Here is a 26959-nt window from a genome sequence, read left to right as displayed (position 1 = left end):
GTTACCTAAATACATTCGATTAATTCTTTCATTCAAGGTGCTCAAGCCCCCATTTGTAAAGTGCGTTTTTCTTTAAGTTGTATATCTCAGCTGCCAAAGCTGCAGCTTTTTTAAGAGGTAACTCTTTATTTAATATAGCCAGTGTTCGTGTTACTTCTTCAGGCAAAGAGTCATCGCTAACAGCTCGATACCCGTGAATAAGCAATGCCATTTCCCCTCTTTGCTGATTGTCATCTGACTTAACCCAATCAACTAACTTAGCTAAGGGTAAGCCTTGAATCGTTTCAAAGGTTTTAGTCAACTCACGAGCCAGAACCACTTCACGTTCAGGCCCTAGGATTTCTAACATATCGTGAAGGGAATCAAGTATTCTATGTGGTGATTCATAGAAAATACAGGTACGCTCAGCTTTAGCAATTTCAAGAAACTTATCTTTTCGTCCTTTGCTTTTGGCTGGCAAAAAGCCTTCAAAGCTAAAACGATCGGAAGGTAAACCAGATGCACTTAAGGCGGTGACAACAGCACATGCACCAGGAAGCGGCACAACTTTAACGCCAGCCTGACGACACTTTGTCACTAAATGATATCCTGGATCGCTAATTAATGGGGTACCAGCATCAGAAACAAGTGCAATAGAGTATCCAGCTAACAGTTTCTCAACTAAAACTTGCGCTTTTTGCTGCTCATTATGATCATGCAAAGCGAAGGTTTTTGTCGAAATACCAAAGTGCGATAACAACTTGCCAGTGTGGCGAGTATCTTCGGCAGCGATAAGATCAACATTGGTTAATGTATCAAGAGCCCGTTGAGTGATATCACCTAAATTGCCAATTGGCGTCGGGACAATGTAAAGAGTTGGAACCTCGGTTGGTAAGGTTTTTTTATCTGTCATTTGTTTACCATCACTTCAACGATTAATATAGATAAAATTTTGTACGGAAATAGTTAATAACTCATGGCTATGAACAACCACAAGAGACTCAGTGTAACACGCATACTGACTCCTGTAGCCCTTGCTGTCATTTTGACAGCTTGTTCTACAGCACCATCTAAGCAAACAAACGTTGATATCACTCTTTCTCCAAATCAATCAACACGAACTTACCTTATGCGGGCTGACAGCAGTCAAGGCAATATTCAAAATGACTGGCTAATCATGGCACTGAAAGCTGCGATAAAATCCAATGATTACACTCAAAGTGATTTACTCATCCGCCGCTTAGCTAGGCAAGACCTTTCTCACATGCAGCAAGCAGAGTGGCAACTAGCACGTACAGAATTATTAATTAAACAAGCTCACTATGATGAAGCCTTAAAAAACTTAAACTTTAATGCTTCGTGGAAGTTAGCCGATGTACAGTGGCAAGCCTATCACCAAGTTAGAGCTCAATTATTCAACCAGCAGGCCAAGTATTTTGAAGCTGCTCGGGAGCTGGTTGCCTCGGCTAAATACGCACAACCTGCGCAACAAAAAGGTATATCTCAGAACATTTGGGACAACTTAAGTCAATATAATCAATATCAGATCACAGAGTTTACCGCTAACCGTGATGAAGAAGTTTTAGATGGTTGGTTGCAATTAAGTATCTATACAAAAACCTTATCTGCTAACCTTTCTCAGTTGAAGAATACCCTTGAGAAATGGCTCGAAGAGAACCCTAACCACCCTGCCGCGCTATATACTCCGTCAGGAATTATTGATCTTCTCAATCTAGAAGTCACTAAGCCTGTAAACACTGCTCTACTGCTACCACTATCAGGCAAGTTTTCTAAACAGGCACAATTGATCCGTGACGGCTTCATTTTAGAGATGATGAACGATACCCAGCGTGATGAAAATGCCAGCCTGACCATTATTGACACCAATAACACTACGGTTGAACAGCTAGAACAAACCCTGGTAGAGAAGCGTATCGACTTTGTAGTGGGGCCATTGATCAAAAGCAACATAGACAAGCTCACCCAAGCCCAATCTAGTTTCTCACAGCCTGTACCTACACTTGCACTCAACATTCCCGATAACTTGGAGCCTGGGAATAACACTTGTTATCTAGCTCTTTCTCCTGAGCAAGAGGTTTCACAGGCAGCAAAACATTTATATTCACAAGGTTACCGCTACCCACTGATTTTGGCGCCTCAGGGAAGCCTAGGTACGCGCGTTGTCGAAGCCTTTGAGCAAGAATGGAAAAAACACAGTAATAATCACGTTGCGGTGAATCTGTTTGGAGATAAACGTCAGCTTCAAAAAGACATCAACAAAGTATTTGGTTTGCAGGAAAGCCAGCAGCATATCGCACAAATGGAATCACTGCTTAACATCCCTCTCAAAACCCAGCCTCGCAGTAGACGTGACATAGACGCTGTCTATATTGTTGCTGGAAATGCTGAACTTACCTTAATCAAACCTTTTATTGAGGTTGCGGTTAACCCTGACACTGTACCACCCAAGCTATTTTCTAATTCACGCAGTAACAGCGGGCGCCAACAATATGAAGATTTGTCTGGGGTAATGTACAGCGATATCCCACTACTTGTTCAGCCTAATGAGACACTTGAAGCACAAATGGATCAGCTTTGGCCCAAAGATTCAAACTCAGAAAAGCGATTACAAGCTCTTGGTATGGACGCATATTTATTAATGGAACAACTTCCGCAAATGAAAGTGGTTGATGGATATACTCTGCAAGGCAATACTGGATTACTGAGCCTCAGTTCAGGTTGTGTAGTGCAACGTGAAATCAGTTGGGCTGAATATGGACAAGCTGAGTAAACGCCAGAGTGGTGAACATTATGAAGCTTTGGCTGAGCGGTTTCTGATTGGCAAAGGGCTAACTAGTATCGAAAAGAACTTCCATGTAAAGGGAGGTGAACTCGATCTTATAATGCTAGATGGCCCTAGCATAGTGTTTGTTGAAGTGCGCTATCGCTCAAGTCAATATTTTGGCCATGCAGCAGAAACAGTAAACCAGAGTAAAGTGCTCAAACTCATCAAAGCGGCCAATGTATGGTTGATGAAACAGGGTAAATCGGTTCATACTACTGACTTTCGATTTGACCTTATAGCCATTCACCAACACGGCCAGCAAATCGAATGGATAAAAAACGCAATAACTCAAGGATAATCAATGCTAGACAGCATTAAAGATAGCTTTACAGAAAGTATTCAGATTCAAATTGCAGCAGCAGAAGCATTGCCTGATGCTATCACTCACGCAGCACAAGCAATGGTTGCTAGCTTACTCAATGGCAATAAAATATTATGTTGTGGCAATGGAGGCTCTTCTTCCAATGCCCAGCAATTTGTGTCTTGCCTGCTCAACCGATTTGAAACTGAACGCCCCAGCTTGCCTGCTATGGCTCTAACGGCAGATAATACCACTCTCACTGCCGTCGCTAACGACTACCACTACGAAGAAATCTTCTCAAAACAAGTCCGAGCATTTGGGCAGGCCGGTGATATCCTTTTGGCAATATCAACCAGCGGAAATAGCAAAAACATCATCAAGGCGATGGAAGCTGCCGTGACCCGTGACATGACGATCATTGCTTTTACTGGTAAAGATGGTGGTGAAATGGCCGGACTATTAGGTGATAATGATGTCGAAATTAGGATTCCATCTCACAGAACAGCCAGAATTCACGAAGTGCATATGGTGACGCTTCACTGCTTGTGCGATCTTATCGATCAAGTTCTATTTCCGGCTCACGATGAATAACTCATGAAGTATTTAAGCGCATTACTCATAAGCGCCCTAATCGGCACTACAGGCTGTGCAGGCCTCTTTGTCGCTGGTGCAGCAACGACGGCCAACATAGTCACAGACACTCGCACTACACAAGAAATTTGGGATGACAACAATATCGAATTTGAGGTTGCTGGCATCGCCAATAAAGCTCCTTTTCAGCATCAAGTAAGAATTTCAGCCAGTTCTTATGATGGTACCGTTGTTTTGATAGGCCAAGCAAGTAACTCTGAGCTTCTTAATAGCTTCATTTCTAAAGCTCAAAAGATAAAAGATGTAAAGAAAATACACAATCAAGTTCGGATAAAAGAGCCTCTGTCTATTGGCCAGATTAGCCATGACAGTTGGATAACAACTAAAGTAAAGTCAGCCTTGCTTACCAATGAAAAACTTAATGGCGTCAAAGTAAAAGTTATTACTGAAGATAAAGAAGTCTTTTTACTTGGCTATCTCACACCAGAACAAGCAGACGTTGCTGTCGATGTGGCTAGAAATGTTTCCGGTGTACAACAAGTAATCAAAGCATTTAAAACTAACAACTAATAAAAAAGCAGCTTACGCTGCTTTTTTATTATTTTACTACTCGAAGGCTTGGACGCCCTTTAGGTCTGGGAGGCTCATCATCAGGAGTCGGGTCATCAGTAACCTCTGTCGCCAATGAAAGACCTGAACCTTCACCATCATGCTCTTCAGTTGACAACGAATCTTCATCAAGTCCCACTACCTCATCGTCATAAGCATCCTCTGGCTCAAACATAGTCCCAGCACCGTTTTCACGTGCATATATAGCTTGAACTGCATACAGAGGAACAATCACACTATGTGGGCGACCAGAGAAGCGAGCATTGAACGTAATAGCCTCGTTACCCAATTCTAGATCACCAACTGCTCGAGGAGCGATATTCAAAATAATTTGTCCATCTTGAATAAACTCCGTGGGTACACGAACTCCGGGTAGGGTAGCAGCAACCACTAGGTGAGGGGTCAAGTCATTATCAACTAACCAATCATAAAATGCTCTTAGCATATATGGTCGACGTGGCGTCATGTTTGCTATGTCCATTTCGCTTCCTAGTTAGAATTAGCGACTCAGGCGCATTTCACGCTCAGCTTCAGTTAGAGACGCTAAGAATGAATCACGTTCAAATACACGATTCATATAAACTTTCAGTTCTTTTGAGCCTGGTCCGATGAGATCAATACCTAACTGAGGTAAACGCCACAACAGAGGAACAAGATAACAATCAATTAAGCTGAACTCTTCACTCATAAAATATTCAAACTCAGCAAAAACTGGCCCCAGAGTCAGTAGATCGTTACGCAACTTATTACGAGCATTTTCGGCTTCGTCAGCATTACCACTAGCAATTTTATCTGCCAGTGAATACCAGTTTTTCTCAATACGGTAAATCATCAAACGACTGTTTCCTCTCGCAACAGGATAAACAGGCATCAATGGTGGATGAGGAAATCGCTCATCTAAGTATTCCATGATGATTTTTGAGTCGTATAGCGCTAGCTCTCGATCAACTAGAGTGGGTACTGATTTATAAGGGTTTAGTTCAATCAATTCAGCAGGAAGGTTTGCTTCATCGACTAATTCAACTTCAACACTTACACCTTTTTCAGCCAGGACGATACGGACCTGATGGCTATACATATCAGATGCACTTGAAAATAGAGTCATCACAGAACGTTTATTGGCAGCTACAGCCATGGAGCCCTCCAGCACACATACAGATATAAAAAATAATGGAGGCTAAGCCTCCATTATCAACAATAAAATTTGGAATTAGCACCGCATATTAGCACAATTAATGGACATCGCGCCAATATTCTTTCTTCAGCAAGACGACAACAATGGTGAAAATGACCAAGAAGGCCATCACCCACCACCCTAATGCATGACGCTCTAATTTAACCGGATCTCCAGAGTATTCAAGGAAGTTAACCAGATCACGAACTGCGTCATCATATTCTTCCTGATTAAGTTCTCCTTTGCCATTACTTTCAGTGCCCACAACCACTTTGTGCTCTTGGCCATCAACAACTTTAGTTTCATAAATAGGGCGAGGAATTCCTTGCAGCTCTTCTAATACATGAGGCATACCTACACTCGGGAAGACTATATTATTGACACCAAACGGCCTAGAAGGGTCTTCATAAAATGAACGAAGGTAAGTGTATAACCAGTCAACACCACGAACACGAGCGACTAAGGTTAGATCAGGAGGGGTTGCTCCAAACCATTTTGCCGCAGCCTTATCTGGAATAGCATTTTCCATAAGATCGCCAACTTTAGCATTAGGATCAAAGATCAGGTTTTCTTTAAGTAGTTCAACTGGGATACCTATATCTCTTGCTACACGCTCGTAACGTTGATACTGAGATGAGTGGCAACCAAAACAGTAGTTCATAAACAACTTAGCACCATTTTGTAACGAGGCTTGATCACTCAAATCATTATTCGCCTTGTCCAAAGGCACATTAGCCCCTGCTGCTATCGCGAGAGAGGGCAGCATTGCAAATAAAGTTACAATCCATTTTTTCATTTGAAGTTCACCCTTTCTGGTAGTGGCTTAGTCGCTTCATTCTTACTGTAGAAGTACAGCAATACGAAGAACATGAAGTAAGCTACGCTGAAAATCTGCGCTAGCAAAGTGTATGTCGGGGTCGCAGGAAGCGCACCGAGTATACCCAAGGCAATAAAGCTGATTGTAAACTGGATGATATTGAATAAATGGAACTTACTACGATAGCGATAAGAACGAACTCTACAGCGGTCTAACCAAGGCAAAACGAATAGCACTGCAATGGATGCTCCCATGGCAATAACACCGATAAGTTTGTCTGGCACAGCACGTAAGATGGCATAAAAAGGTGTAAAGTACCAAACAGGGGCAATATGCTCTGGTGTTTTGAGAGGGTTTGCAGCTTCAAAGTTAGGTGGCTCTAGAAAGTAGCCTCCCATTTCAGGGTTGAAGAACAGCACATAACAGAACAAAAACAAGAACCCGGCAACCCCAATTAAGTCTTTCACCGTTCCATATGGGTGGAATGGGATGCTATCAATGATGTCATATTTCTTCGTGTAATCATTGTGGAATTTAAACTGAGTTTTATAATCATCACCCATGGTGCCTTTCGGCAATTTGGTTTCAATACCATCAGGGTTATTCGAACCTACTTCGTGTAAAGCTAGAACATGTAAAACAATAAGAAGCAACAACACAATCGGCAGAGCAATCACATGCAGTGCGAAGAAACGGTTTAGCGTTGCACCCGAAATAACATAGTCACCACGAATCCAAAGCGTCAGATCGTCGCCAATCACAGGAATCGCGCCAAACAAAGAGATGATTACCTGAGCTCCCCAATACGACATCTGCCCCCAAGGCAATAGGTATCCCATAAAGGCTTCTGCCATCAATACAAGGAAGATCAACATACCAAAGATCCACAGCAGTTCACGTGGCTTTTGGTAGGAACCATAGATCAAACCACGGAACATATGCAGATAAACAACCACAAAGAACGCAGAGGCACCCGTTGAATGCATGTAGCGTAGCAACCAGCCATAATCAACATCACGCATGATGTATTCAATAGAAGCGAATGCACCATCGCCAGATGGCTCATAGTTCATCGTTAGCCAGATACCTGTCAAAAGTTGGTTGACCAGAACCAACATTGCCAATGAACCAAATAGATACCAGAAGTTAAAGTTTTTTGGCATCGGGTATTCAGAGAGGTGCTTTTTATACGCATTCATCGCTGGTATGCGTTTTTCCACCCAATCAAGTAGAGCTTGCATCATGCTTCTCCTTCTTCATCAACACCGATAATAATTCTGGTATCCGTGAGATACATATGTTTCGGAACAACAAGATTCAAAGGAGCTGGCACTCCTTGGAAAACACGCCCCGCCATATCAAATTTAGAGCCGTGACATGGGCAAAAGAATCCTGACTTCACACCTTGGACTTGTTCACTAAAAGTGTCCGGTAAATAAGTTGGTGAACAGCCTAAATGCGTGCATATGCCCACTGCAACAAAGTACTCAGGTTTGATGGAGCGATAAGCATTCTGTGCATAACTAGGTTGCTGCTCTTCTCCCGATGATGGGTCACGAAGTTGACCATCGATACTCTTTAGCCCGTCAACAATAGACTGCGCTCGGCGAACAACCCAAACGGGCTTACCACGCCACTCGACACGAACCATTTGCCCTTCTTCAAGCTTACCGATTTCAACTTCGACAGGGGCACCCGCAGCTTTTGCTTTCTCACTTGGGTTCCAAGATTTAATAAAAGGAACGGCGACAGCAGCAGCTCCGAGACCCCCTACAACGGCAGTTGTAGCGGTCAAGAAACGTCTGCGACCGTTATTTAAAGGCGCATTGCTCATCCAAACATTCTCCCAGTTGCTCCTTTTGGATTATTATTATTCCTATTACAGAGCATGGCTAAAAAATACGAATCTAGTTGTATGTATTTGACGGCAAATGATAATTAAAACCCTACTTTTTGACAAGATAAAGGTACCTTTTTGCAACAAGCGTCAAGTAAATAGCCCGTTCGCTCACAAAAGAAAGATTAGCAGAAAATAAGTTATCGAGGTGGATATAAAGAGAGGTATTTATGACTAGAAAACAAAAAGCCTGACAAAATGCCAGGCTTTGGGTACCAAGTTCCGATGAATACACCGGGAATAATCTTTGACGAAAGATTAACGCTTGGAGAACTGTGGACGACGACGTGCTTTACGTAGACCAACTTTCTTACGCTCAACACAACGAGCATCACGAGTTACGTAACCCGCTGCACGTAGAGTTGGACGTAGAGACTCATCGTATTCCATTAGAGCGCGAGTGATACCGTGACGGATAGCACCAGCTTGACCAGAAATACCGCCACCTTTAACAGTAACATATAGATCTAGTTTTTCAGTTAGTTCAACTAGCTCTAGAGGCTGCTTAACAACCATACGAGAAGTTGGACGACCGAAGTACTCATCAAGACCACGCTTGTTGATTACGATGTTGCCGCTGCCTGGTTTAATGAAAACACGTGCAGCTGAGCTTTTGCGACGGCCAGTGCCGTAGTATTGATTCTCTGCCATTTTCGAAATCCCCGATTAGATGTCTAGTACTTGTGGTTGTTGAGCAACATGGTTGTGCTCAGCACCAGCGTAAACTTTCAGCTTACGGTACATAGCACGGCCTAGAGGACCACGTGGTAGCATACCTTTAACTGCTAGATCAAGCGCCATCTCTGGCTTGCGATCAATAAGCTTCTCGAAGCTGATTGATTTTAGGCCGCCAGGGAACTCAGTGTGACGGTGGTAGATCTTACCTTTAGCCTTGTTACCTGTTACAGTAACTTTCTCCGCATTTACAACGATGATGTAATCACCAGTGTCAACGTGTGGAGTGTATTCAGCTTTATGTTTGCCACGTAGGCGAGATGCAATTTCACTTGCTAGACGACCAAGAGTTTTACCTTCAGCGTCTACAACGTACCAGTCGCGTTTTACAGTTTCTGGTTTAGCAACGAAAGTTTTCATGCTAATAATAACCCGTTAATTAAAATTTACACTTAAGGAGCATTGCTCCCACTGACTAAGAGCCCAGTCATCACCCCTTCGAGTGGTTGGCACTCTCGACCCTAAATCCGTTAGGACTTGGTCTGCAGTAACGGTGGGTCGCAGGATTATAGAGAAGTCAGTTGAAAAAATCACCTCTTTTCAGCAAAAAAGTCGATTTTTTTTCTTGCCAGAGCAAATACCTTCACTCCTTTATGCTAAATGCTCTTTCGCTAGGTAATCATGGCTTTGCATTTCTATCAAACGTGACTGACAGCGTTGAAATTCAAATTCCAATTGACCTTGGGTATATAAATCTTCCATAGCAACTTCAGCTGAGATGATTAATTTAACATTACGTTCGTAAAATTCATCGACTAATGCAATAAAGCGTCGTGCAGCATCATCACTCAACCGTCCCATTTGCTTCACATCTGCGAGCAGCACTGTATTGTAGAGTCGTGAAAGCTCGATGTAATCGTTTTGGCTTCTCGCAGATTGGCAAAGTTGCTCAAAGGTTGCATGAAGTACACCCTCATAAGAATTAATTATGTCTATCTGACGATGGTTGACTTCTATGCATGTCTCTCCTTGTTTATTCTCTCCGACTAATTGCTCGAAGTAGCGGCAAAGATTAATACCTGCTTGTTCATCAAGAGGGAAGTGATAAATCTCAGCTTGCTCCAAGGTTCTAAGACGATAGTCAATTCCACTATCTACATTGAGTATCTGACAATTTTTTTGAATGAGTTCAATAGCGGGTAAAAAGCGAGCTCGTTGCAAACCATTTCGATAAAGATCTTGAGGAGGAATATTAGAGGTTGCTACCAATACAACTCCACGTCGGAATAATGCCTGAAATAAAGTACCAAGTATCATGGCATCTGTGATGTCCGATACAAAAAACTCATCAAAACAAATAATATCCGCTTCAGATTTAAATTTATCTGCAACAAGTTCCAACGGATCATTGACATCCCCCAGAGAATTCAACTCATCATGAACTCGGTACATGAAGCGATGGAAATGGACACGCATCTTTTTTTCGCAGGGTAAAGCTTCGTAAAATGTGTCCATTAAATACGTTTTCCCACGTCCTACACCTCCCCAAAAATACAGTCCCTTAGGGACTACTGGCTGGGGGTTAGCTTTACTAAACCAACGTTTCCATCCGGTCTCTTTCACTACTGAGCTGTCCACATAGCGAACAAAATCATGAAAAAGCTTGTCTAAGGATTGAACAGCCTTGAGCTGCGCTTCATCTTGCTGGAACCCATGTTTTTTAATGTCTTGGGTATAGATATCTAATGGTGTCATTACTTTACTCAAATGCTTTAAAAGAAGACAAACTGCTAGGCAGTGCACACGCATTTTTCTTTATCGTCTTGGCCTCTCATAGTAACATGTCACTGAGCATGTGTAACCGTTCGGTGAAAAACATGTTAAATAACAATGATAAGGAGCGAATATGCTTTGGATTTACGCCCTCGTAGGTTTGCTTATTGGTACGGTTTTAGGCATCATCATCTCGCGCATTACTACTCCGGGATACAAAAAACAAAAAACCATCCAAAAAGATTTAGAAAGTGCAAAGTTCGAACTTGAGCAACAAAAACAAGATCTCACAGACCACTTTGCTCAAACAGCTGATATGTTGGATTCTTTAGGCAAAGAATACACCAAACTATACCAGCATATGGCTAAGACATCTTCTGAGTTACTGCCTAGCCTTCCAGAACAGGATAATCCGTTTAGTAAGAAGGTAGCTGAGCAATCGGATGCTTCAACAAAAGCACCCAATGAAAAAACAGCTTCCATCATAAGTGAGGCACCTAAAGATTATGCCTCAGGTTCAACGGGCCTACTCAAGGAAGAAAAAAAACAGCAACTCAGCGCAGATCAGGCCATAGCGGCTGAAGCATCATAAGTTCAAGCTACCCACAGTGAACTTTGTAAAGGTTTTTTAGTCATAATTCCCGTAAGTGTCGTTTGATTTCTTATTTTTTACACAAATATTAAGTCACAGGCCTTAACTAAAACTAGGAGTTATCAGATGAAAAAACCTTTGCTTGCTTTATCCGTTCTTTCCTTAAGCTTAAGTTCACTCATCACCCCAACACCAGCAACAGCAGCTCTTCCTCTTGTCGTTTCTGGTCAGCAGTTACCCAGTCTTGCCCCTATGCTGGAAGAAGTAACACCAGCTGTCGTCAGCATTGCTGTTGAAGGCACTCAAGTTGCTAAGCAGCGTATTCCCGAGCAATTCCGTTTCTTTTTTGGGCCAGAATTCCCAACAGAACAACTGCAAGAACGCCCATTTAGAGGGTTAGGTTCTGGTGTGATCATTAATGCAGATAAGGCTTATGTTGTCACTAACTATCACGTCATCAATGGAGCGGAAAAAATTCGCGTCAAACTCCATGATGGCAGAGAATACGACGCAGAACTCGTCGGCGGCGATAAAATGTCTGATGTTGCGCTTCTAAAACTTGAAAAAGCGCAAAACTTAACGGAAATTAAGATTGCAGATTCAGACTCTTTACGAGTCGGTGATTTTGCTGTTGCTATAGGTAACCCTTTCGGTTTGGGTCAGACCGTTACCTCAGGGATTGTTTCTGCTCTTGGACGTAGTGGACTTAATATCGAAAACTTCGAAAACTTTATTCAAACAGACGCTGCCATTAATAGCGGAAACTCAGGTGGAGCCTTGGTTAACTTGCAAGGTGAGCTGATTGGTATCAATACGGCTATTTTGGGCCCTAGCGGTGGTAACGTCGGTATTGGTTTTGCGATCCCCTCTAATATGATGACCAACCTAACCGATCAAATTCTAGAATTTGGCGAAGTTAAACGGGGCATGTTGGGTGTTCAAGGAGGAGAAATTACATCTGAACTCGCGGATGCTTTAGGCTATGAATCAAGCAAAGGGGCTTTTGTTAGTCAGGTGGTACCAGACAGTGCTGCCGATAAAGCTGGACTAAAAGCTGGCGATGTTATTGTATCTGTAAACGGCAAAGACATTAACTCATTCAGCGAATTACGAGCGAAAGTGGCGACTTTGGGTGCAGGTAAAAAAGTCTCACTTGGTATAATTCGTGATGGAAAGAAAGAGGATTATGACGTCACCTTAGGTGAACAGCAAAACATGAAAGCATCAGCAGATAAACTTCACGAAGGATTATCTGGCGCAGAGTTGACCAACACAACCTCAAGTGATTCTGTTCAAGGAGTTAAAGTTGCTTCTGTAGAAAAAGGCTCACAAGCTGCAACTTATCAACTTCAGAAGGGCGACATCATAATTGGTGTTAATCGTAAACGCGTTAAGAACATAGCTGAATTTAGAAAAGTACTTGATAAACAACCAGGTGTACTAGCTCTCAATATTCAACGAGGAGAACGTACAATTTACCTTGTTGTGCGCTAGAGATAGCTATTCTTTGTGTCAAAGGATGGTAGTATCTTCTGCCATCCTTTTATTATTCTCTCATCTAATGCTATTCTTTCGCCACTTGTCTCAATTATAGGGTGGTGGCGAGGCTATGCTGCATTTCCTGTTGCGTTCAATTGGGCTAGGCTTGGCAACAGCACTTTTACTGCTGTTAGCGATTCCATCCCTCAGAAGCAATATTCTTCATGATGATTTCAGTGGTAAAGATAGCATTACATCGGCTCAAGAAATTTCTTTTAATAGTGCTGTTCGAAAAGCAGCTCCGGCGGTGGTGAACATCTATAGTAGGAAATATTCTGAAGGTAACCGTTCAAAGTTGCAAACTCAGAGCCTAGGTTCTGGTGTGATTGTCAGCCATAAAGGCTACATAATTACTAACTACCATGTAGTGGCACAGGCTGATCAAGTGGTTGTTGCATTACAAGACGGTCGAGTCGCATTCGCCCAGCTAGTGGGTACCGACAAACATACAGATATTGCCATACTACGTGTAGAAGGTAACAACTTGCCTGTTATTCCATTAAACCTTGAATACTCACCGACCGTTGGGGATGTGGTATTGGCAATTGGCAACCCATATAACTTAGGTCAAACAACAACCTTTGGTATCATTTCCGCTACCGGGCGATCATCAATCAGTACCGGAGGACGCCAGGCATTTATCCAAACCGATGCGGCAATCAACGATGGTAACTCTGGAGGAGCTTTAGTTAATACCAGAGGAGAGTTAGTCGGTATCAATACTGCTTCTTTTCAACAGGCTACCGAACTTGAAACCTACGGTATTTCCTTTGCTATCCCCTACGCATTAGCCAACAAAATTATGCAAAAGATCATTGCTGATGGCCGAGTAATTCGAGGTTACATTGGAATTGATGGACAAGATATTACTTCTGTTACTTCTCGCCTTTTAGGCAATGAGCATATGGGAGGAATTGTCGTACTTGGTGTCGATCCCAACGGCCCAGGGGAAGAGGCTGGGTTTGAACCACAAGACATTATTCTTAAAATTGACGGCAACAAAATTAATGGTCGACAAAGTGTCATGGACATTGTAACTGAACTCAGGCCTGGGACCGTTGTAGATGTGCTCATCCTAAGAAAAGGTGAGGAACAAACAATAAAAGTAACCATTGCCGAAGACACGAGAGAAATCTAATCTATTAAAAACCCCCCATGACTCCATGGGGGTTTTCATTCTATTCGCTTTCTTGTGGCTCGGAGGTTTCAACCTCGATTCGCGTGACTCTCTGCAAACCTCTTGGTAATAAACTTCCTCGTCGACCACGTTCCCCTCGGAAGTTATCCAGATCAGAGGGTTTCAAGCCGAGTTTGCGTTTACCTGCATACAGGGTTATCGAAGCTCCTTGAGGTAATGCAATCAAATGAGACACTAACTCCTCCCGCTCTTTTGCTTTTGCAGCAGGAATATTAATGATCTTATTACCCTTGCCTTTACCCAATTGGGGTAAATCTTTTATTGGGAATAACAACATCCGTCCCTGATTTGTGATCGCAAGAATTTCATCGTGATCTAAATTACTTATGCTGTGTGGCACCATAACTTCAGAGTTTTGTGGCAAGGTCACCAAGGCTTTACCGCTGCGATTTTTAGACAGTAAATCAGTTCCCTTACAAACAAAGCCATAACCAGCATCTGAGCCAACTAGCCATAGCTGTTCTTCTTCGCCCATGACGACATGACGAATACTTGTCCCGGCATTAATATTCAGTCGGCCTGTAATTGGCTCTCCTTGGCTACGTGCAGATGGAAGAGAGTGCGACTCAAGCGAGTAGCTTCGGCCATCACTACCAAGGAACACAGACTGCTGGCTACTTTTGCCCCTTGCATGAGCAAGATATTTATCACCCGACTTATAGTTCAGCCCCTCTGGGTCAACATCGTGGCCTTTAGCATGACGGATCCATCCCTTGTCCGAGAGGACAACTGTGATTGGCTCACTTGGCACAAGATCACGCTCTGTCAATGCTTTCGCTTCAGAACGTTCAACAAGTGGCGAGCGGCGATCATCACCATACTTTTCCGCATCGGCTTTAATTTCTTTTTTGATCAATGTGTTTAGACGACGCTCTGAACCCAGCAGTAGCTCAAGTTTTTCCCTTTCTTTCTCAAGCTCTTCTTGCTCACCACGAATTTTCATTTCTTCCAATTTGGCAAGGTGACGAAGTTTGGTATCCAAAATCGCATCAGCTTGAATGTCAGTGATGCCAAACCTTGCCATCAATACAGCTTTAGGATCGTCTTCAGTACGAATGATCTCTATCACTTCGTCCAAGTTAAGGTAAGCAACCAACAAACCTTCTAAGATATGCAATCGAGCAAGAACTTTATCGAGACGATATTGCAAACGACGACGAACTGTCGTGCGGCGATACTCAATCCACTCGGTAAGAATCTGTACTAACCCTTTGACTTGAGGACGGTTATCAAGACCAATCATGTTAAGGTTCACACGGAAGTTTTTCTCTAGATCCGTTGAAGCAAACAAGTGATCCATTAACTGTTCACAATCAATTCGATTAGAGCGAGGAACTATCACAATACGAGTGGGGTTTTCATGATCGGACTCGTCTCGCAAATCATCAACCATGGGCAATTTCTTTGCCCTCATTTGATTGGCGATCTGTTCAAGTAACTTTGCACCTGAGACTTGATGAGGCAAAGAAGTAATGACTATCTCTCCACCATCTTTATGCCAAACTGCGCGCATTTTAATACTACCGCGCCCTGTACGATAGATCTTCTCTAAATCAGCTCTAGGGGAAATGATTTCAGCTTCAGTAGGATAGTCTGGGCCTTGAACAAAATTCATTATGTCAGACAGCTCTGATTTAGGGCTGTCGATCAAATGAATTGCTGCATCTGCTACCTCTCTTACGTTGTGAGGAGGAATATCGGTCGCCATACCAACTGCGATACCCGTTACCCCATTAAGCAAGATATGTGGCAAGCGTGCTGGCAACATTTGTGGCTCTTTCATTGTGCCATCAAAGTTTGGTTGCCACTCAACCGTTCCTTGTCCTAACTCACCTAGCAAAACTTCAGCAAACTTAGACAGTTTTGCTTCGGTATAACGCATAGCTGCAAATGATTTAGGGTCATCTGGTGCACCCCAGTTCCCTTGCCCATCGACCAATGGATAACGATAAGAGAATGGCTGAGCCATTAAGACCATGGCTTCATAACATGCTGAATCACCATGAGGGTGATATTTACCTAACACATCACCAACAGTGCGAGCAGATTTCTTATACTTTGCGGCAGCAGAAAGCCCAAGTTCAGACATAGCATAAATGATACGTCTCTGAACAGGCTTTAAACCGTCACCAATATAAGGCAAGGCTCTGTCCATGATGACGTACATAGAATAATTTAAGTAAGCGTCTTCAGTGAACTTGCGCATTGGCAGCTGTTCAACGCCATCATATGTAATTTCTGTCGACATTCGTTAAACCTCTGCCAAATCACCGTTATTTTGCAACCAAGAACGGCGATCATCTGCCCGTTTCTTACCAAGCAACATATCCATCATTTCTATCGTCGCTTCTGAATCGTCAATCGTTAATTGAACAAGACGTCGGGTATTTGGATCCATTGTCGTTTCACGTAATTGCAATGGATTCATTTCGCCAAGCCCCTTAAATCGCTGCACGTTAATCTTGGCTTTCTTTTTCGATAGGCGTTCTAAAACCCCCTCTTTTTCGTCATCATCCAAGGCGTAGAAAACCTCCTTACCGCAATCAATACGATAAAGTGGCGGCATAGCGACATAAATATGTCCAGCCTCGACTAAGGATCTAAAGTGACGGGTAAATAAGGCACAGAGTAAGGTCGCGATATGTAAACCATCAGAATCGGCATCCGCTAAAATACAAATTTTGCCATACCGCAAACCTTCAAGATTCTCACTATCAGGGTCAATTCCTAGCGCAACGGATATATCATGTACCTCCTGAGAGGCAAGCACTTGGTCAGCAGAAACTTCCCAAGTATTAAGGATCTTCCCTCTAAGTGGCATAACCGCTTGGAACTCTCTATCCCGGGCCTGCTTAGCCGAACCACCAGCCGAGTCTCCTTCGACAAAGAAAATTTCAGTACGACTTAAATCTTGCAATGAGCAGTCAGTCAATTTACCCGGTAATGCAGGCCCCGATGCAACTTTCTTACGTACGACTTTTTTACTCGCGCGCATACGACGGTGAGCATTAGCAATACATACTTCTGCTAGCTGTTCAGCTAATTGAGGCTTTTCGTTTAGCCATAAACTGAACGCATCTTTTACAACACCCGATACAAAAGCAGCGGTCTGGCGGGATGAAAGACGCTCTTTAGTTTGACCAGCAAACTGCGGGTCTTGCATCTTAACCGATAACACATAAGAACAGCGGTCAAATACATCATCCCCTGTTAATTTAACGCCTCGTGGTAAAAGGTTTCGAAACTCACAAAACTCTCGCATTGCATCAAGTAAACCTTGACGTAAACCATTAACATGAGTACCTCCCTGCGCAGTTGGAATCAAGTTAACGTAGCTTTCGGTGATCATTTCGCCGCCTTCTGGCTGCCAAATAACAGCCCAAGTAGCCGCTTCAGTTTCAGCTGAGAATTCGCCAGTAAAAGGCGCTTCAGGCAATACGGTATAACCTTTGACACCCTCAGCAAGATAATCTTTTAAACCATCTTCATATAACCATTTGTGTTCATTGCCATTTACCTTATCTGTGAAGGTAATTTCAAGTCCAGGGCATAATACCGCTTTAGCTCGAAGGTTATTCACCAAACGAGCAACGGAAAAATTGGCTGAGTCGAAATACTTTGCATCAGGCCAGAAGTGAACACTCGTACCCTTATTGCGTCGACCACATGTCCCTGTTACTGTCAGATCGGAAACTTTATCACCGTGTTCAAATGCAATTTCATACACTTGCCCATCTCTTCTCACAGTGACTTCGACACGCTTTGATAAAGCATTGACTACTGAAATACCGACTCCGTGTAAGCCTCCGGAGAATTGGTAGTTTTTGTTTGAGAACTTACCACCAGCATGAAGCTTACATAATATAAGTTCGACCCCAGATACTTTTTCTTCTGGATGAATATCAACAGGCATACCCCGTCCATCATCGATCACTTCGAGAGATTGGTCGGCATGCAAAATTACTTGAACCTTGGAAGCGTGTCCGGCTAGCGCTTCATCGACACTGTTATCGATGACTTCTTGCCCTAAATGATTAGGCCGCGCAGTATCCGTATACATCCCGGGTCGGCGTTTTACCGGCTCCAAGCCATTAAGAACCTCAATGGCTCCAGCATTATATTGTTCAGTCATAATACGGAATATCGTTTGTAGAAAATAATGAATAACTGAGCTAATCAGCTTTTATGGTCAATTAAGTTGCATATAGACTATAAAAACGATCAAACTCTCATTGTTTTGTATCCAGCTCAGTACAGGAGAAACATAGTCTGGAAGAGAAGGACCTATGTCAAGTGAGATAATTAACTAACCACTAAATTTATGACTTTTCCCTCAATGAAAACTATAGCTGAAGGAATTCGATGATTGGTTCTAGATGGCGTTCAAAACTGACAAAACTGTGATTTCCCCCCTCTTCTACAGTCTGCTTAGCCATTGAAAACCTCTCAACAGCTTGACGAAAGTCAAGTACCTCGTCATGAGTTTGTTGCAAAAGCCAGAATTGCTCAGGGTTATCGATGCTCGCTATATCTAAAGATTTTAGTTCATCAATATGAATGTCAGATAGAACATAGTGCTGACCTGTATATGGATTTTCTTGCTCCCCCAGATAATCTTTTAGCAATTCATAGGGCCTTACCGCAGGGTTTACAACCACAGCTCTATAACCAAAACGAGCATTCAGCCACACTGAGAGATATCCACCAAGAGAGCTACCGACAAGTCCAATACGATAATCATCTTTATATTGTTCAACGATTGTCAGTAGGCAATCCGCTGCTTGTTGAGGAAAACATGGAAGCTGAGGAACCACAACTTTAATATCAGGCCTGTGTAATGCACAGTATTCTCTCATCAAGGTCGCTTTTTGTGATAAAGGAGAGCTGTTAAAACCATGGATATATAAGAGTAAAGAAGGTTTCATCATGTATCCTGTGAAAATAATAACGCAGTGAAAATTAATAGCCAGAAGAGTTAAAATCAGGCAAGAAGCTACCCACAGACAAACGCTTAACTTCTGTAGTCAAATTTCCATTTGGATTTAACACAAGTTCACGCCAACCAGGAGATTGATTATCAACAGCAAAATCATCACTGAGCGGTTTAAATTGCACACATGTCGATGGCGTCGCCATTACTCTGACATCATCTCGATATCTATCCATATCTTGATGTACATGGCCACACAATACCGCCTTTACGTTGGAATGGTTTTCTATCACTTTCCAAAAAGTTTCTGACTCTTTGAGCGAATGCTGATCCAGCCAAGCACTGCCGATGGGGACAGGGTGATGGTGCAATAAAACCAAGGTATAACGATCAGAGTATAGGTTTAACTTATCTTCAAGCATTGATAATTGCTCTTCGCTAAGACGCCCATGTGGTACACCGACCACTTGAGAATCTAATACTATCATTTGCCAGTGATCACCAAGTAGGAGGTGTTCGAGGTATTGGATCTGTGGCGATGGAAGGACAGAATCCATACTGGGCCTAAAGTCGTGGTTGCCGGGTAACCAAAAGCAAATCTTGTTGAGTTTGGAAATGCCTGCTTCAAAACGCTGGTAAGATACTGCACTATGATCTTGTGAAATATCTCCAGTAGCGACAATGGCTTCATAATTGATATTTTGTTCAGCGATCGCATTAACGACAGCGTCAAAGCTATCACTCGTGTTAACACTAAGAAGACTACCATCATCGGCTTCAAACAGATGAGTATCTGTAATTTGAAGCAGCCTGATGCTTCCATCCACAGAACTAGATGTTACTTTCAAAATAAGAACCTAAATATTGAGTGGCGTTCGACTAATACCATGCCTTAAACAAAAAGATAACCAATCCCCTAAAAAGCGGTTGCGCTGTAATTTTTCGTCTTGTTGAACCATTTTATCATTGGGGTAATCGTAACGTGCTCTCACTCGTTTCAGATGTGCACACTCGCAAACCTCTGCTACTCGAGCATCATGGTAAAGCCTGACAGACATTTTTGGCAAAGGAAACACTGGAATATCATCGCTTTGACAAATATCAACCAAAGTTGTGTACTTTGTGATTTCTGCCACTTGAATTTGGTAAGTCATATGGGCAGCTTGGTAACAACGCACATCACCCACCTTAGCCTTGTTTGGCAACAAAGCATTTAACTTGGCATAATTGGTTTCATATGTTCGCATCAGATCTGCCAAATCTACATGATACGTTTTTTTTACTGCTAAATTTGCCATTGCTCTCTTACGGACTGGTAATTCAACTGCAACCATTGCAACGCAATGATAGAAGCACCATTTTCAAACTTACCTTCGACTACCCATTGATAAGCAGCCTCTCGGTTTACGACATGAACTTTAATGTCCTCTCCTTCATAGTCTAAACCATGAATGCCACTTGCGTTTGATGCATCAACCTTGCCAATGTACACATCTAACCTCTCAGAGCACCCTCCTGAAGATGGGTAATATGAAGTTACTTTCATAAGATCATCAATAGAAACATTAGCTTCCTCGATTGCTTCACGGCGAGCAACACTTTCAGAACTTTCATCTTTATCAATAATACCAGCCACAATTTCAAACTGCCATGGGTTAGCATGAGTCAAGGCTCCAACTCGAATTTGTTCAACCAAAACCACTCTATCCGTAATAGGATCATATGGAAGTACAGCAGCGGCATTACCTCTTTCAAACATTTCTCGCTCAATGACTTCACTCCAGCCACCATTAAACAACTTGTGTCTAAAACGATATTTCACCATATTAAAGAAACCCGAGAACACAGTTTCTTTTGAGAGTATCTCTACATCTTGGGAAGTAAATTCGTGCTGTTGCTCTTCACTGTGTGACATTAGCTACCTCATAAGTTAATTTTATAGTTTACTCAGACAAAAGCTTAACTTCCAAGGGTCTAGATAAACTTTTTATGCAAATTTTATATTCTGAGTTAAATTCGACAGCTTTCCAATGAGGTTTTTTAGATAACTAAGTGTAAAAATTTACAAAAATTTGCGTAAATTTGCATCAAAGTTGAGGTAAACTCTCGACGAGTTACCTTTTTCATATTTTGGCAGGGATAAAACCGATGAGAAAACTGCTTCCACTGGTGATAAGTGCAGCACTAGGCAGCCTAAGCGCGAATGCTTTCGCAGACACACTAACGGAAATTTATAATCAAGCAACCACAAACGATCCTACTCTACTAAGTGCAAAAGCCTCAAAAGATTCGGCTTTTGAAGCAATTAATTCGAGCCGTGCAACCTTACTTCCTCAAATCAATCTAACCGCATCTTATGACATTAATCGTGGTGAGAAAAATCCACCTTTTTCAGGTCAAAATGATAATGGCAACGATTCCGATGTGTGGAACGCGACTCTAGGCTTCTCACAGGAGCTTTATAAGCGCTCAAGCTGGATAACTTTAGATACAGCAGAAAAATCCGCTCGTAAAGCGGATGCCGCCTATGCCGCTGCACAGCAATCACTCATTCTTAGAGTCTCTACCGCCTATTTTGACGTGCTAAGAGCTCAAGATAACTTAGAGTTTGTCCAAGCAGAAAAAGCTGCCGTTGGCCGCCAACTAGAGCAAACAAAACAGCGTTTTGAAGTTGGTTTATCAGCAATCACTGATGTTCATGACGCCCAAGCTCAATATGATTCTGTTCTCGCAGATGAAGTCTTAGCTGAAAATTCGCTAATCAACAGCTATGAAGGCCTACGTGAGATAACTGGCGTTGAACATTCAAACCTCAATATCCTAGATATTGAGCGTTTTTCAGCAACCAAAACCAAAACACCTGTCGACAGCCTACTAAAAGAGGCAGAGCAAAAGAATTTAACTCTACTCTCATCTCGTATTACTAAAGATATTGCCAAAGACAATATTTCATTGCAAAGCTCTGGCCACCTTCCTTCACTTACGTTAGATGGCGGCTATACGCTTGCAGAACAAAAGAACAGTGATATTGCAGGCCAAGATTTTGAATCCGACAATTTTAACATCGGACTCAATCTCTCTGTGCCAATCTATAGTGGCGGCGCAACGTCATCGTTAACCAAACAAGCTGAGTTTGATTTTGTAGCCGCAAGCCAAGATCTTGAAGCGTCTTATCGAAGTGTCGTCAAAGATGTACGAGCTTTTAATAACAACATTAATGCCTCTATCGGTGCACTGCGCGCCTATGAGCAGACCGTGGTTTCGGCTAAATCAGCCTTAGAAGCAACTGAAGCAGGGTTTGACGTGGGAACTCGTACCATTGTTGATGTTTTAGACTCAACAAGAAATTTGTACGATGCGAATAAAAACCTCTCAAATGCCCGCTACGACTACATATTAAGTGTTCTTCAACTGCGTGAAGCGGTAGGAACACTGAATGAACAGGATATTCTTGATATCAATGCAGGGCTAAAAGTGGCGAGCAAAAAAGCCAAAAGTTAATAGTAATCAAAATAGAAGGATGAAATACGTTTCATCCTTCTCTACTCAATCTCGTTGATCAAGCCATTCTCTTAACGTCGCAATATCACTCTGATATTCATTTTTTATCTCTTCGACCCAATCATCAATATTTTTCCACCATGCAGGTCGTTCTGGCGATTGTGCTTTTTGAGCCACGAGCTGAATATGTTTTAAACCTATAGAACCTGCAGCTCCTTTAATCTTATGAGCTTCCTCAACAATACCCTGCTGATCTTTTGCTGTCATATTAGAATCAAGCACTTTTATATAATCAGGCATCATGTTTTCAAACATAGTAATGCTCTCGATAACGGGCTTTGTACCAACAATATCGACATAAGACTCAAGCATATCTAGGTCTAAAACTTTATGGTACAGCTCACTCTTCTCGCCTAGATTTTGAGACTTGATAGACTGCAAAGGCTCTTGTATATCATTAGAAGTAAATTGGGCGATGACTTCCTGTACTGCTTTAACCGACAAAGGTTTACTTATCGCTTCATCCATGCCGTTTTGTAAGTATTCATCTTTATTCTTGAGTACATTAGCCGTTAAAGCTATTAGAGGCGGTAAGTCTTTATAAGTTTGGCGATAAAAACTGGCCACATCAAACCCTGTCATATCAGGAAGTTGAATATCCAGAAAAACAAGGTCATAAAGCTCGGGATCAAACATATCAATGGCATCTTGGCCTGTCATTGCAACTGTAACCTCATGCCCCATACTTTCAAACAATGAGCGAGCGACGGTAACATTAAGTTCAATATCCTCTACCATGAAGATATTTAAGTCTGTTTGGACAATTTCAGAATATTCTGAAATTTCGCTAGTAACGGATAGCGGGGCACTAAGTGTGACAGTGAAGGTGCTACCAAACCCTTCTTCACTACTAACACTAATATCTCCTCCCATCATCTTGATTAGCTGCTTAGAAACAGCCAAACCAATACCTGTGCCCACAGCATGAAGGTTATCTTTACCCGACTTTACTTGGTAATACATAGCAAAAATTTTATCTACTTCAGATTCTGGAATGCCAACTCCGCTATCTTCCACTTCAATCGTTATATTCGCTAGAGCGTCTCTAATTTCAGCTTCTACCGTCATGACAACGCCACCTTCTTTGGTGAACTTCATTGCGTTACTAATCAAATTCCATAGGACTTGTCTAAGTCGAGTGGCATCAACTTCAATAGCAGTAGGCAATTCAGTTAGACGCTCTAAGTCAAAGCGCAGATTTTTCTGTGAAGCCATTAAAGCTGAGATACTTTCCATTTCTGCGACAAATTCTTCAAAATTTAAGCTGGCAGGAAACAGTTCAAGCTTACGGCGATCGAATTTATCCATATCAATGATATCGTTAAATATGTTCCCCAAAGTTATTGCGCTGACATTAATGGTTTGCATTTGATGACGCTGCTCATCATTAAGTTTGGTATCAAGCAACATACGACTTAGCCCAACTATTCCGTTGAGTGGTGTACGCAATTCATGACTAATCGTTGAAATAAAAGTTGTCTTATCTCGGCTCGCTTTTTCTAGTGACTCTTGATGCCGTTTACGTTCTGTAATATCACGCCCAAACCCAACTAAACCTAAATGGCGTCCATCTTTGCTATAAAAAGGGACCTTGCGCAGTTCAAAAAAACTCTTACGGCCATCAGGGTACTCCAGCCATTGCTCGTAAGTTAAAGCCTTATTATCAGAAAAAACTTTTTGGTCCGTATCAACAATCTGTTGAGCGACTTCTTTGCGATATACATCCCATGGAGTCAGGCCGACCAACTGGTTCTCTTTTTTGCCAGTAAGCTCTTCCATGGCACGGTTGCACCCAGAAAATACGCCATCAGCATTACGGTAGTAAATAAGATCAGGTGAAGCGTCAATAAAAGAGCGCAAAAGTGCCGTTCTTTCAGCCAGCTCTAACTGAGTACGCTCTCTTTGGTAGACCTCATTTTCGAGATCTTTCATCGCTTCTTCTCTCGCTTCTTCAGCCTTAATTCTTTCTTCTATTTCAAGATTCAATTTAGAGATATTTTGATGAAGCTTATGGTTTAAGTCTTGATCCCGTGAACGCATATCTCGCAGTTTAGAAACCAGCTTAGACAGTCTTTGTCTCGACTCCTCAAGCTGATCAACCACAACAGACAAAAAGTAGACAGCCCAAGGAGTAATTAAGAGCCCAAAAAACACTGATCGGACAATATCAATATCATCGACACGCCCACTAAGAACCAATGTGATACCAACTTGAACAACCACGGCCAAAGCCACGATCGCTAATGCGAGAAGAATAGAAAAACGCAAAATACCGAGCTTTACTAGAAGATCGACATAATACTGAGCGAGGTTTTTTATAGGCTTCATTGGGCGCTCCGTGCAAAAAGATAGTGAAATTTTACCTTTTTTGACCTCACACGGCTAAGAATTATGATACTTAAGTTACTCTAGTTTTCGGATGTGTGATGAACACAAGTTTGATTTCGGCCGTTAGCTTTGGCCTGATACAAAGCGCTATCAGCAAGTGCTACTATGTCTTCACTTTTGTCAGATGGTTCAGGAACTATGCTTGCAATACCTATACTGACGGTAAGAATTGGGCAAACTTTTGAAGCGCTATGTTCGAGCTTCAACTGCCTCACTTGCAAATGAATGGTTTCTGCGACTTGATAAGCACCTTCAGAAGTAGAGTTGGGCAAGATAAATGCGAACTCTTCACCACCGTAACGAGCAACACAATCACTACCACGGTGCAACACTGAGTTAAAAGCTTCAGCAACCTTAACTAGCGCATCATCTCCAGCTTGGTGGCCATAATGATCATTAAATCCCTTAAAATAATCAATATCACATAACATAACAGCTAAAGGTTTTTGCTCTCGAGTATGCAAGGACCACAAAGTCGTCAGTTGCTCATCAAAGAAGCGTCGATTACCTATTTGAGTTAAGCTATCGACTAGACTAAGGCGCTCCAACTCTTGATTAGCCTCTTCAAGTTTTTGCGCCGCTAGATAACGTTCAGAAACATCTCTAGCCATGATTAATACACCGTTCGTACCTGAGGCAGGATCACGAAAAGGAGATTTCACTACATCATACCAAGTGAAGTTCCCTTTACTGTCAACCAACTGATCAATGTAACGCAGTGATTTTCCTTCATACAGCACTTTCTGATCCGTTTCTGATAAACGGCTATATACCTCATTAGGTATAATATCTTGAAGACGCTTGCCGATTAATTCATTAACATCTGAAATTCCTAACGCTCTAATAAAGGGCTTGTTACAAGCTTGATATACCATGTTTTCATTAAAAATACCTATGGCATCTGGGCTAGATTCAAGTATGTTTTGCAAAATGGTGTCACGCTGTGCGAGCGCGACCTCAGTATCTCGACGTCTATCCATTTCATCACGCAGACTCTTCTGCACATTATGCCAATCCGTAACGTCGTGACTAATTCCAATGGTGCCTATTTTTTCACCAGACGAAGAAATCAAAATATTTTGATAGGTTTCCAATAAACAACTGCGTCCCTCTTCATCTGTCGTCCACCGACGTTTATTGGCTCGACCTTTAACGACCCCTTTGATATCAGCACACCCCTCGAGCTGGCGCTCTCCCCAAAAACGCTCAAAGGCTTTGTTCGTCGATATAAGCTCACCTTCATTATTTTTGATAAACACGAGCTCAGACAGGTTATCTAAAGCACTGCGTACTACTGATAGTGACTCTATTTCACGCACCATCTCTGCATGTGAGGCCTGATGAGATGAGAGATAGAGTAGCCAAGCAATACGACCTCGGTATATGGTTCTTCGCCCACTAATCTCAACTTTAATTCGATTGTTTTTGGAAACCTTCCACTCAATAGGAAAACACTTAAAGCCTTCTCCAGCAAAAAGCCCCACGGTTGACATTAAGAAATCTCGAGAAACAGAATCGGGAAATAAAAATGATTTACCAACGCGACGAATACCCAGTAACTGCATCGCATTCTTATTGGAAAGCAAAAGCTTACCTGACTTTGCTTCAACTAGAATAAGAGCCGATGGGGCGTCTTGGACTAAAAGTTCAATGTGTTTTTGAACGCGGGAATAAAGCGCAACCGACAATAGAATAAAGAATAGAATCACTACGAGGTCAAGACCATGCCCATGAGACGTATCCCACAACCAGTAAAACACCTGCTCCATTCGTATTTCTCTACCTTCAACTACCACTTATATAAGACTACAAAAAATATCAGTTGACTGCTGATTTTTCTCTACTTCACTCCCCTTTTTTACCTAGCAAGGGGGCATTTGGTTAAATAATAATGAATGGTTCTAGCAATAAGACGAATAACTACTCAATCCTTCCAAAATTTATCTTTAAGTCAGTATATTGTTCTAATGTTTTTTAATTCCTTTTAAATTAAATTGTTGCGAAAATGTAACAATTAAAAACGTAAGATGCTGAAAATAAAGAAATTTAAAGGTAAGTCTCCACGAAATAAGCCTTTAGAGCTACATTTA

At 42.1% G+C, this 26959-nt stretch carries 25 protein-coding genes; 8 read left to right on the top strand and 17 right to left on the bottom strand.

Annotated elements, in window-relative coordinates; translation table 11 throughout:
- Positions 1-28: 28 nt before the first annotated feature.
- Positions 29-892 (bottom strand): 16S rRNA (cytidine(1402)-2'-O)-methyltransferase, encoded by an 864-nt coding sequence (gene rsmI / locus AAFM34_RS01400; RefSeq protein WP_341659196.1) that lies wholly within the window; start codon positions 890-892, stop codon positions 29-31.
- Between the two features lie 63 nt (positions 893-955).
- On the opposite strand from rsmI, the gene AAFM34_RS01395 reads away from it, so the two are divergent.
- Genes AAFM34_RS01395 through AAFM34_RS01380 form a run of 4 tightly spaced genes read left to right on the top strand, consistent with a single transcriptional unit; the run spans position 956 to position 4286 of the window.
- Positions 956-2770: a penicillin-binding protein activator gene (locus tag AAFM34_RS01395; protein ID WP_341659194.1), complete on the top strand. Its 1815-nt coding sequence runs from the start codon at positions 956-958 to the stop codon at positions 2768-2770.
- A complete protein-coding gene (locus tag AAFM34_RS01390) occupies positions 2754-3122 on the top strand; it encodes a YraN family protein (protein WP_341659192.1) in 369 nt (122 codons plus the stop codon). Before AAFM34_RS01395 ends, AAFM34_RS01390 begins: the two co-directional genes overlap by 17 nt.
- A gap of 3 nt (positions 3123-3125) precedes the next feature.
- A complete protein-coding gene (locus tag AAFM34_RS01385; RefSeq protein ID WP_284192399.1) occupies positions 3126-3716 on the top strand; it encodes a phosphoheptose isomerase in 591 nt (196 codons plus the stop codon).
- A gap of 3 nt (positions 3717-3719) precedes the next feature.
- Positions 3720-4286, top strand: a complete 567-nt coding sequence (locus AAFM34_RS01380; RefSeq protein ID WP_341659188.1) for a BON domain-containing protein — start codon at positions 3720-3722, stop codon at positions 4284-4286.
- Positions 4287-4314: 28 nt separating this feature from the next.
- Here AAFM34_RS01380 and sspB read toward each other — a convergent pair whose 3' ends face one another.
- From sspB to zapE, 8 genes are all read right to left on the bottom strand, one after another.
- Positions 4315-4806, bottom strand: coding sequence for a ClpXP protease specificity-enhancing factor (gene sspB, locus AAFM34_RS01375; RefSeq protein ID WP_341659186.1), 492 nt, complete (start codon positions 4804-4806; stop codon positions 4315-4317).
- A gap of 18 nt (positions 4807-4824) precedes the next feature.
- Entirely contained in the window at positions 4825-5460 is a 636-nt protein-coding gene (sspA, locus tag AAFM34_RS01370; RefSeq protein WP_341659184.1) for a stringent starvation protein SspA, read from the bottom strand.
- 97 nt (positions 5461-5557) lie between these two features.
- Positions 5558-6295 (bottom strand): cytochrome c1, encoded by a 738-nt coding sequence (locus tag AAFM34_RS01365; protein ID WP_341659182.1) that lies wholly within the window; start codon positions 6293-6295, stop codon positions 5558-5560.
- Positions 6292-7557, bottom strand: a complete 1266-nt coding sequence (locus AAFM34_RS01360; protein ID WP_341659267.1) for a cytochrome bc complex cytochrome b subunit — start codon at positions 7555-7557, stop codon at positions 6292-6294. Before AAFM34_RS01360 ends, AAFM34_RS01365 begins: the two co-directional genes overlap by 4 nt.
- Complete coding sequence (gene petA, locus AAFM34_RS01355; RefSeq protein WP_341659181.1) at positions 7557-8150, bottom strand: ubiquinol-cytochrome c reductase iron-sulfur subunit; 594 nt, start codon at positions 8148-8150, stop codon at positions 7557-7559. The genes AAFM34_RS01360 and petA overlap by 1 nt, the downstream gene beginning before the upstream one ends.
- Before the next feature lie 321 nt (positions 8151-8471).
- Positions 8472-8864 carry a 30S ribosomal protein S9 gene (gene rpsI, locus AAFM34_RS01350; protein ID WP_114785086.1) on the bottom strand — a complete coding sequence of 131 codons (393 nt, stop codon included), beginning with the start codon at positions 8862-8864 and terminating at the stop codon, positions 8472-8474.
- A gap of 15 nt (positions 8865-8879) precedes the next feature.
- Positions 8880-9308 (bottom strand): 50S ribosomal protein L13, encoded by a 429-nt coding sequence (gene rplM / locus AAFM34_RS01345; RefSeq protein ID WP_341659177.1) that lies wholly within the window; start codon positions 9306-9308, stop codon positions 8880-8882.
- 231 nt (positions 9309-9539) lie between these two features.
- Positions 9540-10643, bottom strand: coding sequence for a cell division protein ZapE (gene zapE, locus AAFM34_RS01340; protein ID WP_341659175.1), 1104 nt, complete (start codon positions 10641-10643; stop codon positions 9540-9542).
- A gap of 151 nt (positions 10644-10794) precedes the next feature.
- Between zapE and zapG the strand changes: the two genes are divergently transcribed.
- From zapG to degS, 3 genes are all read left to right on the top strand, one after another.
- Positions 10795-11253, top strand: coding sequence for a Z-ring associated protein ZapG (gene zapG, locus AAFM34_RS01335; protein WP_341659173.1), 459 nt, complete (start codon positions 10795-10797; stop codon positions 11251-11253).
- Positions 11254-11379: 126 nt separating this feature from the next.
- Positions 11380-12747, top strand: coding sequence for a DegQ family serine endoprotease (locus tag AAFM34_RS01330; RefSeq protein WP_341659170.1), 1368 nt, complete (start codon positions 11380-11382; stop codon positions 12745-12747).
- A 115-nt stretch (positions 12748-12862) separates the two neighbouring features.
- Positions 12863-13930, top strand: coding sequence for an outer membrane-stress sensor serine endopeptidase DegS (gene degS, locus AAFM34_RS01325; protein WP_341659169.1), 1068 nt, complete (start codon positions 12863-12865; stop codon positions 13928-13930).
- Between the two features lie 40 nt (positions 13931-13970).
- Here the strand turns inward: degS and parC are convergent, their stop codons facing one another.
- From parC to nudF, 6 genes are all read right to left on the bottom strand, one after another.
- A complete protein-coding gene (gene parC / locus AAFM34_RS01320) occupies positions 13971-16238 on the bottom strand; it encodes a DNA topoisomerase IV subunit A (RefSeq protein ID WP_341659167.1) in 2268 nt (755 codons plus the stop codon).
- Between the two features lie 3 nt (positions 16239-16241).
- The gene (gene parE / locus AAFM34_RS01315) at positions 16242-18122 is read right to left on the bottom strand and encodes a DNA topoisomerase IV subunit B (protein WP_152431173.1); all 1881 of its coding nucleotides are present in this window, start codon (positions 18120-18122) and stop codon (positions 16242-16244) included.
- Between the two features lie 211 nt (positions 18123-18333).
- Positions 18334-18918, bottom strand: coding sequence for an esterase YqiA (gene yqiA / locus AAFM34_RS01310; protein WP_341659165.1), 585 nt, complete (start codon positions 18916-18918; stop codon positions 18334-18336).
- Positions 18919-18949: 31 nt separating this feature from the next.
- A complete protein-coding gene (gene cpdA / locus AAFM34_RS01305; protein ID WP_341659163.1) occupies positions 18950-19768 on the bottom strand; it encodes a 3',5'-cyclic-AMP phosphodiesterase in 819 nt (272 codons plus the stop codon).
- A gap of 9 nt (positions 19769-19777) precedes the next feature.
- The gene (locus AAFM34_RS01300) at positions 19778-20218 is read right to left on the bottom strand and encodes a DUF1249 family protein (protein ID WP_341659161.1); all 441 of its coding nucleotides are present in this window, start codon (positions 20216-20218) and stop codon (positions 19778-19780) included.
- Complete coding sequence (gene nudF / locus AAFM34_RS01295) at positions 20206-20835, bottom strand: ADP-ribose diphosphatase (RefSeq protein WP_341659159.1); 630 nt, start codon at positions 20833-20835, stop codon at positions 20206-20208. The genes AAFM34_RS01300 and nudF overlap by 13 nt, the downstream gene beginning before the upstream one ends.
- A 233-nt stretch (positions 20836-21068) precedes the next feature.
- On the opposite strand from nudF, the gene tolC reads away from it, so the two are divergent.
- A complete protein-coding gene (gene tolC / locus AAFM34_RS01290) occupies positions 21069-22421 on the top strand; it encodes an outer membrane channel protein TolC (RefSeq protein WP_341659157.1) in 1353 nt (450 codons plus the stop codon).
- Between the two features lie 45 nt (positions 22422-22466).
- Here the strand turns inward: tolC and arcB are convergent, their stop codons facing one another.
- Together arcB and AAFM34_RS01280 are read right to left on the bottom strand one after the other, a co-directional pair.
- Positions 22467-24809 carry an aerobic respiration two-component sensor histidine kinase ArcB gene (gene arcB, locus AAFM34_RS01285; RefSeq protein WP_341659155.1) on the bottom strand — a complete coding sequence of 781 codons (2343 nt, stop codon included), beginning with the start codon at positions 24807-24809 and terminating at the stop codon, positions 22467-22469.
- Positions 24810-24889: 80 nt separating this feature from the next.
- Positions 24890-26638: a diguanylate cyclase domain-containing protein gene (locus tag AAFM34_RS01280; protein ID WP_341659153.1), complete on the bottom strand. Its 1749-nt coding sequence runs from the start codon at positions 26636-26638 to the stop codon at positions 24890-24892.
- Between the last annotated feature and the right edge of the window lie 321 nt (positions 26639-26959).

It is taken from the genome of Vibrio sp. (assembly GCF_038138445.1).
Lineage (GTDB): Bacteria > Pseudomonadota > Gammaproteobacteria > Enterobacterales > Vibrionaceae > Vibrio.
The sequence above is the reverse complement of the archived record's forward strand: the minus strand, read 5'-3'. Positions and strand labels throughout refer to the sequence as shown.